The organism is Sphaerotilus uruguayifluvii (assembly GCF_013294065.1).
Classification (GTDB): Bacteria; Pseudomonadota; Gammaproteobacteria; order Burkholderiales; family Burkholderiaceae_C; genus Sphaerotilus; species Sphaerotilus uruguayifluvii.
Genome location: NZ_JABSNM010000002.1, coordinates 334663 through 349129, shown reverse-complemented (window position 1 = coordinate 349129; position 14467 = coordinate 334663). Strand labels below are relative to the sequence as shown.

At 69.4% G+C, this 14467-nt stretch carries 12 protein-coding genes; 6 read left to right on the top strand and 6 right to left on the bottom strand.

The window, feature by feature from the left end; translation table 11 throughout:
- Positions 1–1473 (bottom strand): aldehyde dehydrogenase family protein, encoded by a 1473-nt coding sequence (locus HNQ01_RS03900; protein ID WP_173804023.1) that lies wholly within the window; start codon positions 1471–1473, stop codon positions 1–3.
- Positions 1474–1725: 252 nt separating this feature from the next.
- On the opposite strand from HNQ01_RS03900, the gene HNQ01_RS03895 reads away from it, so the two are divergent.
- A complete protein-coding gene (locus tag HNQ01_RS03895; protein ID WP_173804094.1) occupies positions 1726–2667 on the top strand; it encodes a choline ABC transporter substrate-binding protein in 942 nt (313 codons plus the stop codon).
- Between the two features lie 42 nt (positions 2668–2709).
- Entirely contained in the window at positions 2710–3051 is a 342-nt protein-coding gene (locus HNQ01_RS03890; protein ID WP_173804021.1) for a DMT family transporter, read from the top strand.
- Between the two features lie 152 nt (positions 3052–3203).
- On the opposite strand, the gene HNQ01_RS03885 is transcribed toward HNQ01_RS03890, so the two are convergent.
- Genes HNQ01_RS03885 through HNQ01_RS03865 form a run of 5 tightly spaced genes read right to left on the bottom strand, consistent with a single transcriptional unit; the run spans position 3204 to position 9175 of the window.
- Positions 3204–4778: an ATP-binding protein gene (locus HNQ01_RS03885; protein WP_173804019.1), complete on the bottom strand. Its 1575-nt coding sequence runs from the start codon at positions 4776–4778 to the stop codon at positions 3204–3206.
- A gap of 39 nt (positions 4779–4817) precedes the next feature.
- Complete coding sequence (locus HNQ01_RS03880; RefSeq protein ID WP_173804017.1) at positions 4818–5687, bottom strand: ABC transporter permease; 870 nt, start codon at positions 5685–5687, stop codon at positions 4818–4820.
- Complete coding sequence (locus HNQ01_RS03875) at positions 5677–6714, bottom strand: quaternary amine ABC transporter ATP-binding protein (protein WP_173804015.1); 1038 nt, start codon at positions 6712–6714, stop codon at positions 5677–5679. Before HNQ01_RS03875 ends, HNQ01_RS03880 begins: the two co-directional genes overlap by 11 nt.
- 56 nt (positions 6715–6770) lie before the next feature.
- Positions 6771–7892 carry an FAD-binding oxidoreductase gene (locus HNQ01_RS03870; RefSeq protein ID WP_173804013.1) on the bottom strand — a complete coding sequence of 374 codons (1122 nt, stop codon included), beginning with the start codon at positions 7890–7892 and terminating at the stop codon, positions 6771–6773.
- A gap of 44 nt (positions 7893–7936) precedes the next feature.
- Positions 7937–9175, bottom strand: a complete 1239-nt coding sequence (locus HNQ01_RS03865) for an aromatic ring-hydroxylating oxygenase subunit alpha (RefSeq protein WP_173804093.1) — start codon at positions 9173–9175, stop codon at positions 7937–7939.
- A 305-nt stretch (positions 9176–9480) separates the two neighbouring features.
- Between HNQ01_RS03865 and glyA the strand changes: the two genes are divergently transcribed.
- Genes glyA through HNQ01_RS03845 form a run of 4 tightly spaced genes read left to right on the top strand, consistent with a single transcriptional unit; the run spans position 9481 to position 14465 of the window.
- Complete coding sequence (gene glyA / locus HNQ01_RS03860; protein ID WP_173804011.1) at positions 9481–10761, top strand: serine hydroxymethyltransferase; 1281 nt, start codon at positions 9481–9483, stop codon at positions 10759–10761.
- A 38-nt stretch (positions 10762–10799) separates the two neighbouring features.
- Positions 10800–11771: a dipeptidase gene (locus HNQ01_RS03855; protein WP_173804009.1), complete on the top strand. Its 972-nt coding sequence runs from the start codon at positions 10800–10802 to the stop codon at positions 11769–11771.
- A gap of 26 nt (positions 11772–11797) precedes the next feature.
- Positions 11798–12337: a DUF5943 domain-containing protein gene (locus HNQ01_RS03850; RefSeq protein WP_173804007.1), complete on the top strand. Its 540-nt coding sequence runs from the start codon at positions 11798–11800 to the stop codon at positions 12335–12337.
- Between the two features lie 55 nt (positions 12338–12392).
- The gene (locus HNQ01_RS03845; RefSeq protein WP_173804005.1) at positions 12393–14465 is read left to right on the top strand and encodes an NADH:flavin oxidoreductase; all 2073 of its coding nucleotides are present in this window, start codon (positions 12393–12395) and stop codon (positions 14463–14465) included.
- The last annotated feature ends 2 nt before the right edge of the window (positions 14466–14467 follow it).

Below are 14467 nucleotides of genomic sequence, written 5' to 3'. Positions count from 1 at the left end.
TCAGGCGCCGAACCAGCCCGAGGCGGCCGGCGCGAGGTTGATGTAGCTGTGCTTGAGCTCGGTGTATTCGTCCAGACCGACGCGCGCGAGCTCGCGGCCGATGCCGCTGGCCTTGAAGCCGCCCCAGGGCGCCTCCGGGAAATACGGGTGGTAGTCGTTGACCCAGACGGTGCCGAAGCGCATCGCGCGGGTCATGCGCGCCGCGCGCGCCAGGTCGCGGGTCCAGACCGCGCCGGCCAGGCCGTAGGGCGTGCCGTTGGCCAGGCGCAGCGCCTCGGTCTCGCCCGAGAAGCGCTCGACCGCCAGCACCGGGCCGAAGATCTCCTCGCGCGCGATCGTCATCGTCTCGGTGACGCCGGTGACGAGCGTCGGCGCCAGCCAGAAGCCGTGCCGGAAAAACTCGCCCTGCGGCGCGCAGCCACCCGTCAGCACCCGCGCGCCCTCGCTCACCGCCTGCTCGACCATCGCCATCAGCCGCGCGCGCTGCGCCGCCGACTGCACCGGGCCCATCTGCGTGCCGGCCTCCAGGCCGCTGCCGACGACGATGCGCGCCATGCGCGCGGCCAGCCGTTCGACGAAGGCGTCGTGCACCGTGTCCTCCACCAGCAGCCGCGAGCCGGCCGAGCAGACCTGGCCGGCGTGGAAGAAGGCGGCGTCCAGCGCGCGGTCGACCGCGATGTCCAGATCGGCGTCGGCGAAGACGATGTTGGGGTTCTTGCCGCCCAGCTCCAACGCGACGCGCTTGAAGTTGCTGTCGGCGGCGGCCTTCATGATGTGGCGACCGGCCGTGGCGCCGCCGGTGAAGGACACCAGATCCACGTCGAGGCTGGCGGCCAGCTCGGCGCCGACCTCGGCGCCGCCGGTGACCAGATTGAACACGCCCGGCGGCAGGTCCAGCTCGCCCAGCAGCCGCGCCAGGTGCAGCGTGGTCAGCGGCGTCAGTTCGCTGGGCTTGATGACGACGGTGTTGCCCGCGCCCAGCGCCGGCGCGATCTTCCAGGCCGCCTGCAGCAGCGGATAGTTCCACGGCGTGATCAGCGCGCACACGCCCACCGGCTCGCGCAGCGTGCGGCTGATGACATGGGCCGGCGCCTCGTTGACCGCGCCGGACTCGCCCGCCACCAGCGCGCCGAAGTAGCGGAAGGTCGCGGCGATGTCGCCCATGTCGGTGCGGCTCTCGGTGAGCGTCTTGCCGGTGTTGAGCGACTCCAGCCAGGCCAGATGCTCGGCGTCGCGGTCGACGAGGTCGGCGATGCGGTGCAGCAGCCGGGCGCGCTCGCGGATGCCGGTCTCGCGCCACGGGCCGTGGTCGAAGGCCGCGCGGGCGGCGGCGATGGCGCGGCGGGTGTCGGCGCGGTCGGCCTCGGCGGCCTGCGCGATCACGCGCTCGTCGATCGGGCAGACGATGTCGCGGGTGGCCTCGGCCGCGGCGGGCTGCCACTGGCCGGCGATGAGAAGCTGGGTAGGGGTCACGGGCAAATCCTGGGCTCGGGGCCGGTCGAAGACGGTCGGGGTCGGCTGATCGTGGTCCGGAAGCCCGCGGGGCGGCATCCATTTTCCGACGTCGACATGGTCGAAAACGTCACGGCCGGCGATGACCAGCGCAAGAAAGAACATGTCGCCTGCGGACAAGTCCGAGCGGGCCGACCTGCAAGAGTGCAGGCACGCTCTCTCTTTCGCTCTCTCCCCTCGACCTCACCCAACCGGACGACCGCCATGAAGTGGATGACCCCGACCCTTGTCGCGCTGGCCAGCGCGCTGACGACCCTGGCCGCCGTGCCGGTGCAGGCGCAGGAGGACGCCAGCTGCCAGAAGGTGCGCTTCGCCGACGTCGGCTGGAGCGACATCGCCGCCACCACCGGCCTGGCCTCGGTGGTGCTGAAGGCGATGGGCTACCAGCCCAGCGTGACCGTCGCCTCGGTGCCGATCACCTTCGCCGGCATCAAGAGCCGCCAGATCGACGCCTTCCTCGGCTACTGGAACCCGAGCATGACGCCGATGATGGAACCCTTCGTCAAGGCCGGGCAGATCCAGGTGTTCGAGCGCCCGAACCTGACCGGCGCCAAGTACACGCTGGCGGTGCCGGAGTATCTTTTCGATGCCGGGCTGAAATCCTTCAAGGACATCGCCCGCTTCGAGAAGGAGCTGGGCGGGCGCATTCTCGGCATCGAGCCGGGCAACGACGGCAACGCGCTGATCGCCGGCATGATCAAGCAGAACCAGCACGGCCTGCAGAAGTTCAAGCTGGTCGAGTCGTCCGAGGCCGGCATGCTCGCCGAGGTGCAGCGCGCCGCGCGCGCGAAGAAGCCGGTGGTCTTCCTGGGCTGGGAGCCGCACCCGATGAACGTGCAGGTGAAGATGAAATACCTCGAGGGCGGCGACGAGGTCTTCGGCCCGAACTACGGCGAGGCCAAGGTCTACACCGCGGTGCCGCCGGGCTACGAGGCGCGCTGCCCGAATGTCGCCACCTTCCTGCGCAACCTGCAGTTCACCACCACGATGGAGAACGAGGTCATGCTCGACATTCTCAACAAGGCCCGCCCCGAGAAGGCCGCGCAGACCTGGCTGGCCAAGCACCCCGAGGTGCTGGGCCCGTGGCTGAAGGGCGTGAAGACCGTCAAGGGCGAGGACGCCGCCCCGGTGGTGGCCAAGGCGCTGGGCGGCTGACACCGGCGCACGCCGGGCTGTTTTCCTTGCAGGAGCCTGGAGATGCTGTCCCTGTCCGCCGCCCATGTACACCTGCTGGTGGCCATCCTCGCCGAGGTGGTCGCCACCAGCAGCCTGAAAGCCTCCGACGGCCTGAGCCGCCCGCTGCCCACCGCGGTGGTCGTCATCGGCTACGCCACCGCCTTCTACTTCCTGTCGCTGGCCCTGCGCAGCGTGCCCGTCGGCCTGGCCTACGCGATCTGGTCAGGCGCCGGCATCGTGCTGGTGTCGCTGGCCGGCTGGGTGCTGTTCGGCCAGAAGATCGACCTGGCCGGCGGCATCGGCATCACGCTGATTCTGGCGGGGGTGCTGGTGTTGAATCTGTTTTCGCGGGCGGGGCATTGAGGGGCGGGCGGCTGGGAAGCAAACAGGCTCACATCGGCGCCGCCATCCGATCGGGTGTCGCGTCAACGATCGACTGCAGCAACCCTCCCCCGTCATCCTCGCGAAGGCGAGGATCCATGAGCAGCAACGACACGACATAGGAAATCTGCCGATCACCCCTGCAGCGTCTCGATCTCGAACCCGACGACATTGCGCGCCGTGCGGCTGAACTCGATGCCGATCAGGTGCACGGTGACGCCGCGGCCCAGGTATTTCTCGGCGTAGCCCCGGTCGCGGATCTGCTGCAGCGCGTGGCCTTCGGGGGCGCCGGCCACCACCTTGAATTCGAACAGGAAGACCTGTGCGCCCAGGCGCAGCGTCAGGTCGATGCGGCCGTGGCTGGTCGCGTCCTCGACCTGCAGGTCCAGTCCCAGCCCGGCCAGGTGGCTGTAGAACACGCTGGCGTAGTGGCCCTCGAAGCCCGCCAGCGGGTTCCTGCGATACCAGTCGCTCGGGATGCTGGCGAACAGCGCCCGCAGCGCCGTCTCCATGCCCAGCCCGTCGCGCTCGCGCAATGCCCTCATCAGCGCCTGGCGCTGCAGCGAGGCAGCCCGCATCGGCACGCCGTAGCCGGGCAGCAGCACCCGGTTCAGGCTCATCTCCACCTCCCGGTTCGGATAGCCCAGCGTGTAGATCAGCTCGCGCGTCTCGGTCTCCTCGGCCGCATGCACGCTCAGGTAGCCGGCCTGGAACAGCAGCGCCACCGCGCCGATCTGCTCCACCTCGAAGCTCATCAGCTCCATCTCGTCGGCCTGCAGCCGCGCCAGATCGGGCGTGAACCACGACTGCTCGGCCAGCAGCCTGACCAGGAAGGTGGGCGTGCCGGTGTCGAACCAGTGCGCCTTGAACTGCCGGCTGTCGAACAGCAGCAGCACGTCGAAGGGGTTGTAGACGCCCACGCCCAGCCAGTTGTAGCCGTTGTACCAGCGCCGGATCTCGTCGCGGTCCAGCCCGGGCAGCTCCGGCGCGAACACGGTGTCGAGGTCGGCGTCGGTGTAGCCGCACAGCGCGCCCCAGCGCGCGTCCAGCGTGATGTCGTGCAGGTTGTTCAGCCCCGAAAAGAGGCTCACCTTGCTGAACTTGGACACGCCGGTCAGGAACACGAACTTCAGGTGCGGATCCGCGCCCTTGAGCACCGAATACAGGTTGCGCAGCCCGTCGCGCATCTCGGCGGCCCGGGCCGGTTCGGTGAGGTTGTCCAGGATCGGCTTGTCGTACTCGTCGACCAGCACCGCGACCGGCGCGCCGTGGCGCTCGTGCACCCGCCGGATGAGTTCGGCAAAGCGGCCGTCGACCGTGCGGCGCTCGCATTGCACGCCCAGCGCGACCTCGTTGTCCTGCAGGATCTCGTGAATGCGCGCGTCCAGCTCGGCCCGGCTCTGCAGCATGCCGTCGGAAAAGCTGATGCGGATGACCGGATGGCGCTGCGACCAGTCCCAGCGCGATTCGGCCGCCAGCCCCTCGAACAGCGCCCGGTTGCCCTCGAACAGTTCCTTGAAGGTGTCCACCAGCAGGCTCTTGCCGAAGCGCCGGGGGCGGCTCAGGAAGAAGTACGAGCCCGACGCGATCAGGTCGATCGCCAGGCCCGACTTGTCGACGTAGTAGCAGCCTTCCTCGCGCAGCTTGGCCAGGGTCTGGATGCCGAGGGGCAGCTTCTTGCGGGGCAGTGCGGAGACGGCGTGGCTCATGGAACCAGTGTAGCCACGCCGGGATGACCGGACGGCCGCTCAGCTCTCCTGCTGCCGCGCCCCGAAGCTCTCGGTCAGGCGGTCGAGGATGATGGCCAGCAGCACCACCGACAGGCCGCTCTCGAAGCCCAGGCCGATGTCCAGGCGCTGGATGCTGGAGAGCACCTCGTTGCCCAGGCCGCCGGCGCCGACCATCGAGGCGATGATGACCATCGAGAGCGCCATCATGATGGTCTGGTTGACGCCCGCCATCAGCGTGGGCAGCGCGATCGGCAGCTGCACCTTCCACAGCAGCTGCATCGAGGTGCAGCCGAAGGCCTGGCCGGCCTCGACCTGCTCGCTGCTGACCTGGCGGATGCCCAGCGCGGTCAGGCGCACCACCGGCGGCATCGCGAACACGACGGTGGCCAGGATGCCCGGCACCCGGCCCAGGCCGAAGAGCATCGCCGCCGGGATCAGGTAGACGAAGGCGGGCATCGTCTGCATGAAGTCCAGCACCGGGCGCAGCAGCGCGTTGAAGCGGTCGCTGCGCGCGCTCAGGATGCCCAGCGGCACGCCCACGACGATGCTGATCAGCGTGGCCGAGAACACCAGGGCCAGCGTCACCGCCGTCTGGTCCCAGAAGCCGGTGATGCGGATCACCAGCAGGCTGGCCAGCGCGAACAGGCCGAAGCGCCAGTTCAGCCGCCACACGCCCAGCGCCATCACCGCGATCATCACCAGCCAGGACGGAATGGCCAGCAGCACGGCCTCGATGTGGCTGGAAAAGCCCTCGACCAGCGCGCCGATCACGTCGAAGAGGCCGCCGCCCTGCTCGAGCAGCAGCTTGACGGCGTCGTTGACCAGGGCGCCCAGCGGCAGCAGGTTCTTGCCCTCGCCGATCAGGTCTTGCAGGAAATCAGCTGGCATGTCGGGTGCTCGCGATCTTGAGGAGGAGGCTGCGGGGAGTGATGCAGCCGACAAGGCGTTCTGCGTCGTCGAAGACGCTGACGGGCTGGTCCAGGCCGAGCACGGTGTCGAGCGTCTCGGGCAGGGTGGTGGTCGCGCGCAGCCGGCCGGCGCCGCCCGCCGGGAACGGCACGACGGTGCGGTCGACCAGGTCGGCGGCGGTCAGGTAGCGCGAGGTGTCGACGCCCTTGAAGAAGCGGCGCACATAGTCGTTGGCGGGGCTGGTGACGATCTCGTGCGGCGAGCCTTCCTGGACCAGGTTGCCGCCTTCCATGATGGCGATGCGCGAGCCGATCTTCAGGGCCTCCTCCAGGTCGTGCGAGACGAAGACGATGGTGCGGCGGTGCTCGCGCTGCAGCTGCAGCATCAGGTCCTGCATCTCGGTGCGCTTGAGCGGGTCCAGCGCCGAGAAGGCCTCGTCCATCAGCAGGATGTCGGGGTCGACCGCCAGCGCGCGCGCCAGGCCGACGCGCTGCTGCATGCCGCCGGAGAGCTGGCGCGGGTACTTGCCCGCATAGGCCTTCAGGCCGACCTGCTCGAGCGCCTGCATCACCTTGTCGCGGTAGAGCTTCGGATTCTCGCCGGCGACCTCCAGGCCGAAGGCGACGTTGTCCTGCACCGTGCGGTGCGGCATCAGCGCGAAGCTCTGGAAGACCATCGCGATGCGCTTGCGCCGCCAGCGCATCAGGTCCGGCTGCGGCATGCGCGCGACATCGTCGCCGTCGACGACGATGGAGCCGGAGGTCGGCTCGACCAGGCGGTTGATCAGCCGGATCAGCGTCGACTTGCCCGAGCCCGACAGGCCCATCAGCACGTAGATGTCGCCGGCCTGCACGTCGAAGCCGACCTTGTTGACGCCGACCACCTGGCCGGTGCGCTGGAAGATCTCGTCCTTGGACAGGCCCTGGCTGAGCAGCTTCAGCGCGGCCTCCGGCTTCGGGCCGAAGATCTTCGTCAGGTCGCGGATCTGGATCTTGGGTCTGGACATGCGCGGCTCCCGGGCTGTCGTGGAGATCGTGGAGGGGGGGGAGGAGAGGGAAGAGGTCATCGGTCGAGCTCCAGGTCGCCGAGCGGACGGCTGCAGCACGGCAGCATCCAGCCCTGCGCGACCTCGCGCGGGCGCAGGCCGCCGCCCTGGCTCATCTGCACCTCGCCGGAGAGGCGCCGCGTGCGGCAGGTGCCGCAGACGCCGCTCGAGCAGCTGAAGGGCCAGCGCAGGCCGGCGCGGCGCGCCGCCTCCAGCAGCGTCTCGTCCGGACCGCACTCGAAGCGTTCGCCGCGCTTGAGCGTGACCGTGAAGCGCGGGGCGGGCTCGGCTCCGTCGGCCGCGCCCGGCGCCGCGTCGGCGACCTCGGGCACCGGCTCGGCGGTGGCCGGCGCCTCGAAGCTGAAGCTTTCCTCGTGGTAGCGGCTCATGTCGAAGCCGGCGTCCATCAGCATCGCGCGCACCGCCGCCATGAAGGGCGCCGGGCCGCAGCACCAGACCTCGCGCTCGAGCAGGTCGGGCACCTGCGAGCGCAGCAGCGGCAGCGACAGCCGCCCGGTCAGGCCGCTGTAGCCGGGCGTGCTGCCGGCGCTTTCGCAGATCACGCTGGCGCGCCAGCGCGGCAGCAGCCGCGCCAGCAGCGCGATCTCGTCGGCGAAGACGACGTCCTGCGGCGTGCGCGCGGCATGGACGAAGCGCACGTCCGCGTCCAGGCCGAGATCGGCCCAGGCCCGCGACATCGACATCAGCGGCGTGATGCCGCTGCCGCCCGACAGGTAGAGCTGGCCGCGCGCCGGGGCGCTCACCGGTCCGGACGGAAAGCAGAACTGCCCGGCCGGGCCGGTGACGGCGATCCGGTCGCCCGGGCGCAGGTGGTCGTGCAGCCAGTTCGACACCCGCCCGCCGGGCACGCGCTTGACGGTGATGGCCACCGTGCCGGGCCGCGTCGGGCTGGAGCTCAGGGTGTAGCAGCGCATCACGCGCTCGCCGTCGATGTCCAGCGCCAGGGTGACGAACTGGCCGGGACGGTAGCGGAAGCTGCGGTCGCCGTCGTTCAGGCGCAGCACGAAGGTGCGCACGTCCGGGGTCTCGTCGATCACCCGCAGGCAGACGAAGACCTCGTCGTCCGCCTCCCAGACGGGGGCGGGCGCATCGGCCAGATCGGGATAGATGGCATTCATGGGTCGGATCGTGGCATTAGCAATGAACGTGCCCAGGCAGCGCCTCAGCGCGGGCCCGACCCGAGGGCAGCGCGCATGCGATCGACGTACCAGACGCAGAAGGCTTCTACCAGACCTTCGGTGAACGGCGAATAGGGACCCGGCGCATAGGCGCTGCTGGCGACGCCGGCCTGGGAGAACTCGACCAGGCGGCGGTCCTGGTCGTTGGTGGCGTTCCAGACCGAGGTCAGGTTCTCGACGGTGTAGTCCACGCCCTCGACCGCGTCCTTGTGCACGCACCAGGTGGTGCGCACCAGCGTGCGGCCCGCGCTCAGCGGAATCACCGAGAAGCTCACCACATGGTCGCTCATGAAGTGGTGCCAGGAGTTGGGCTGCGTCCAGAACGACAGGCCGCCGAGCGACTTCTCGGTGAAGTCGGCCAGCAGCTTCTTGCAGGCGACTTCGGTGTTCATCGTCTGCGACTCGCCGGCGCGGTCCAGCGGCAGGCGCTGGGTGCGGAAGCCGGTGACGCGGGTGTCGAGCTCCTCGATGCGGGCGCTGGGCAGGCCCATCGCCTCCCAGCGGGCGTGGCTGTCCTTGACGATCTGCTCGAACTGCGCGATGCCCTCGGCGTTCTGCGGACCCGGCTGGGCGCCGAAGCCGTGCTCGTACAGCGAGATGGTCAGCTCCGGATGGTTGCCCACGCAGTGGTAGCACTCGCGGTTGTTCTCCATCGTCAGCTTCCAGTTGCCCTGCTCCAGGATCTCGACCTGGGCGGCGACCTTGCACTCGGACAGCTTGTGCGGCGCCAGGTAGGGGCGCATGCGCGCGGCCACTTCCTCGAAGTCGGCCGGCGGCTCGTCGGCCAGGCAGATGAAGATCAGGCCCTCCAGGTCGCGCAGGTGCACCTTGTGCAGATGGTGCTGCTCGCGCAGGAAGGTCTCGCCCATGTGGTCGGCGTGGATCAACCGGCCTTCCAGGTCGTAGGTCCACTGGTGATAGGGGCAGACGATGTTGCCCAGGCTGCCCTGGTGCTCGTCGCACAGCTTGGAGCCGCGGTGGCGGCAGACGTTGTGGAAGGCGCGCAGCTGCATGTCGTCGTCGCGCACGATCAGCACCGAGTCGGCACCGATGTCGACGGTGAGGTAGTCGCCCGGCTCGGGCACCTGCGGCGCCACGCCGACGAAGATCCAGTGGCGGCGGAAGATGTGCTCCAGGTCGGCCTGGAAGATCTCCTCGCTCAGGTAGAACGGGGCTTCGAGGCTGTGGCCGGGCCGGCGGCGCTCGAGCAGCGTGGCGAGCATCGCGTCGGCTCGGCCGGCGCGGGGGTGCAGGGTGACGGGGGCGGTCGTGGTCGTCATGGCGGAGGTCCTCGGAGCGCGGTCGGAACGCGGTCGTGATGCGGAAAGGCTGCAGGTCGTCGAGGCCATTGTTCGGTCAGCCGCCCCGGCGACCTTGCATGTGACGGACACGGATTTGTCTGCAGGCGACATCGGCGCGCGGGATGTCGCGATGTCGGTTTTGGGCAAATGCGTGTCCGCGGCGCACAAGCCGCACCGGCGTCGGGCTCGAAGAATGAGGCCATCCGAGACCGCCTCCCCACGACGCCATGAACACTGCCGACTTCTTCGCCGCCCCGCTGGCCCAGGCCGATGCGCAGATCGCCCGCTCGATCGACCGCGAGCTCCACCGCCAGCAGAGCCAGATCGAGCTGATCGCCTCCGAGAACATCGTCTCCCGCGCGGTGCTGCAGGCGCAAGGCTCGGTGTTCACCAACAAGTACGCCGAGGGCTATCCGGGCAAGCGCTACTACGGCGGCTGCGAGCAGGCCGACGTGGTCGAGGCGCTGGCGATCGAGCGGCTGTGCCAGCTCTTCGGCGCGCGCTTCGCCAACGTGCAGCCGCACTCCGGCGCGCAGGCCAACACCGCGGTGATGCTGGCCCTGGTCAAGCCGGGCGACACGGTGCTGGGCATGGCGCTCTCCGCCGGCGGCCACCTGACGCACGGCGCCCGGCCGGCGCTCTCGGGCAAGTGGTTCAACGCGGTGCAGTACGGCGTGCGCGAGAGCGACAGCCTGATCGACTACGACGAGGTCGCCCGCCTGGCGCGCGAGCACCGCCCCAAGCTCCTCATCGCCGGCTTCTCGGCCTATCCGCGCGTCATCGACTGGGCACGCTTCCGCGCCATCGCCGACGAGGTGGGCGCGCTGCTGATGGTGGACATGGCGCATGTGGCCGGCCTGGTGGCCGCGGGCGTCTACCCCAGCCCGGTGCCGCACGCCCATGTGACCACCAGCACCACGCACAAGACGCTGCGCGGCCCGCGCGGCGGCGTGATCCTCACCAACGACGAGGAGATCGCCAAGAAGATCAACTCGGCCGTGTTCCCTGGCGCCCAGGGCGGGCCGCTGATGCATGTGATCGCCGCCAAGGCGGTGGCCTTCGGCGAGGCGCTGCAGCCGGCCTTCCAGGACTACGCCCGCCAGGTGGTGGCCAATGCCCGCGCGCTGGGCGAGACGCTGCGCGAGGGTGGCCTGGACCTGGTCACCGGCGGCACCGACAACCACCTGCTGCTGGTCGACCTGCGCCCGCTGGGCCTGAAGGGCAACCAGACGGAAGTCGCGCTGGAGCGTGCCGGCATCACCTGCAACAAGAACGGCATTCCCTTCGACACCGAGAAGCCCACCGTCACCTCGGGCATCCGCGTCGGCACCGCCGCCATCACCACCCGCGGCCTGAAGGAGAGCGACTGCCGCGAGGTGGGCCGCCTGATCCTGGACGTGATGCAGGCGCTGCGCCGCAGCCCCGAGGGCGACGCGCAGGTCGAGATGCTGGTGCGCGAGCAGGTCCAGACGCTGATGAGCCGCTTCCCCATCTACCCCGAACTCTGAGCCCCGGCCTCTTGCCCGACTTCCGAAGGACGCACGCCATGAATCCCCTGCACGCCGAATCCATCGTCATCGACGGCCTGATCATCTCGAAGTGGAACCGCCCGGTCTTCGAGGACATGAAGAAGGGTGGCCTCACCGCCGCCAACTGCACCGTCTCGGTCTGGGACGACTTCAAGAGCACGGTGCACAACATCGCCGAGATGAAGGCGCACATCCGCGCCAACGCCGACCTGCTGACGCTGGTGCGCACCACCGACGACATCCGCCGTGCCAAGCGGGAGGGCAAGACCGGCATCATCCTGGGCTTCCAGAACGCGCACGCCTTCGAGGACCACCTGGGCCACGTCGAGGCCTTCGCCGACCTGGGCGTGCGCGTGGTGCAGCTCTGCTACAACACCCAGAACCTGATCGGCACCGGCTGCTACGAGCGCGACGGCGGCCTCTCCGGCTACGGTCACGAGGTCATCGCCGAGATGAACCGCGTCGGCATCATGGTCGACCTCTCGCACGTCGGCGCCCGCACCAGCGAGGAGGCCATCCTGGCCTCGAAGAAGCCGGTCACCTACAGCCACTGCCTGCCCGCGGGCCTGAAGGAGCACCCGCGCAACAAGAGCGACGAGCAGCTCAAGTTCATCGCCGACCGCGGCGGCTTCATCGGCGTGACCATGTTCCCGCCCTTCCTCAAGCGCGGCATCGAATCGACCGTCGACGACTACGTCGAGGCGCTGGACTACGTCATCAACCTGGTGGGCGAGGACTGCGTCGGCGTGGGCACCGACCACACCCAGGGCTACGGCCAGGACTTCTTCGACCACATCACGCACGACAAGGGCCGCGGCCGGCGCCTGACGAACTTCGGCACCGTGCTGAACCCCGAGGGCATCCGCACCATCGGCGAGATGCCCAACCTGACCGACGCCATGGAGCGCGCCGGCTGGAAGCCCGAGCGCATCGTCAAGGTCATCGGCGGCAACTGGCTGCGGGTGTTCGGCGAGGTCTGGGGCGCCTGAGCGCCGCACCACAGGAGCACACGACCATGCAACCGCAACTGCCCATCTCCGTCGACGAAACCACCGGCATCTGGACCACCGACGGTCTGCCGATGATCTACGTGCCCCGCCACTTCTTCGTCAACAACCATGTCGAGGCCGAAGCTGCCATCGGCCGCGAGACCTACGCCGCGAGCCTCTACAAGGCCGGCCACCGCTCGGCCTACTTCTGGTGCGAGCAGGAGAGCAAGACGCACGGCCTGCAGGGCCTGGCGGTCTACGAGCACTACCTCAAGCGCCTGTCGCAGCGCGGCTGGGGGCTGTTCTCGTTCGACGAGGTGGATGCCACCACAGGCCACGCCCGCATCCGGCTGGAGCACTCGGTCTTCGTGCTGGCCCAGGGCATCGCCGGCGTGCCGGTGAGCCAGGACAAGGTCTGCTACCTGTTCGCCGGCTGGTTCTCCGGCGCGATGGACTGGGTCGGCCAGGCCACCGGCCAGACCTGGAAGACCCACAGCGAGGAAACCCAGTGCGCCGCCGAAGGCCACGCGCACTGCGTGTTCACCGTCACGCCGATCGCGGACTGATCCGACCGCGCGCCGCCCCGCCGACCCTCACGCCGCCTGACCACGCCGCCCGACCATGCGCTACCCGCACCTCTTCGAACCCATCCAGCTCAACCAGCTGAAGATCCGCAACCGCATCGTCAGCACCGCGCACGCCGAGGTCTACGCCGACGACGGCATGCCCGGCGAGCGCTACATCCGCTACTACGAGGAAAAGGCCAAGGGCGGCGTCGGCCTGGCGATCTGCGGCGGCTCCAGCCCCGTGTCGCGCGACAGCCCGAGCAGCTGGTGGAGCTCGGTCAACCTCTCGCGCGACGAGACGATGGAAGGCCTGTCCCGGCTGGCCGACACCATGCACAGGCATGGCGCCAAGATCATGATCCAGGCCACCCACATGGGCCGGCGCAACGCCTGGCACGGCTTCGACTGGCCGCACCTGGTCAGCCCCTCGGGCGTGCGCGAACCGGTGCACCGCGGCAATGCCAAGACGATCGAGATCGAGGAGATCCGCCGCATCATCCAGGACTACGCCCGCGCCGCGCGCCGCGTGAAGGCCTCGGGGCTGGACGGCATCGAGATCTCGGCGGCGCACCAGCACCTGATCGACCAGTTCTGGAGCCCGCGCAGCAACTTCCGCACCGACGAGTGGGGCGGCAGCCTGCAGAACCGCCTGCGCTTCGGCATCGAGGTGCTGCAGGCGGTGCGCGCCGAGGTCGGCAAGGACTTCGTCGTCGGCCTGCGCATGTGCGGCGACGAGTTCCACGAGGACGGCCTGAACCACGAGATGCTCAAGGAAATCGCGCAGGCCATGAGCGAGACCGGCCTGATCGACTACCTGAGCGTGATCGGCTCCGGCGCCGACACCCACAACACCCTGGCCAACTGCATGCCGCCGATGGCGCTGCCCCCGGAGCCCTTCGTGCATCTGGCCGGCGGCATCAAGAGCGTGGTGAAGATCCCGGTGATGCACGCGCAGAGCATCCGCGACGCGCAGCAGGCCGAGCGCCTGCTGGCCAGCGGCACGGTCGACATGGTGGGCATGACGCGTGCGCAGATCGCCGACCCGCACATGGTCATCAAGATCCGCGACGGCCGCGAAGACCAGATCAAGCAGTGCGTCGGCGCCAACTACTGCATCGACCGCCAGTACAACGGCCTGGACGTGCTCTGCGTGCAGAACGCCGCCACCAGCCGCGAGCGCACCATGCCGCACACCATCGCCAAGACCACCGGCCCGAAGCGCCGCGTGGTGGTGGTCGGCGCCGGCCCGGCCGGGCTGGAGGCCGCCCGCGTGGCGCGCGAGCGCGGCCACGACGTGGTGCTGTTCGAGAAGGCGCCGCAGGTCGGCGGCCAGGTGAATCTGGCGGCCAAGGCGCCGAAGCGCGAGCAGATGGCCGGCATCATCCGCTGGTTCGATCTGGAAACCACCCGCCTGGGCGTGGACCGCCGCCTGGGCACCGAGGCCGACGTGTCGATGATCCTCGACGAGCGGCCGGACATCGTCGTGCTGGCCACCGGCGGGCTGCCGCACACCGGCCAGACGCCTGAGTGGGGCGTGGCCGAGGGCCTGGCCGTGTCGGGCTGGGACATCCTCAGCGGCAAGGTGGCGCCGAAGGGCAATGTGCTGGTCTATGACGCGATCAGCGCGCATGCCGGCTCCGGCGTGGCCGACTTCATCGCCAGCCGCGGCCACCTGGTCGAGATGGTCACGCCCGACGTGAAGATCGCCGACGACACCGGCGGCACCACCTTCCCGATCATCTACCGCCAGCTCTGCGCGCAGGGCGTGATCCTGACGCCGAACCACTGGCTCGACCGCGTCTACCGCGAGAGCACGCCCGACGGCGACAAGCTGGTCGCGGTGCTGCGCCACGAGTACACCGAGGTGCAGGAGGAGCGCGTGGTCGACCAGGTCGTGATCGAGAACGGCATCCGCCCGAACGAGGCGCTGTACTGGCAGCTCAAGGACCGCTCGGTCAACCACGGCCAGACCGACATCGACGCGCTCTACGACAACCAGCCGCAGCCGGCGCTCTCCGAGCCGCTGGGCAACGGCAAGTTCGCGCTGTTCCGCATCGGCGACGGCGTGTCGATGCACAACATCCACGGCGCGATCTACGACGCGCTGCGTCTCTGCAAGGACTTCTGAGC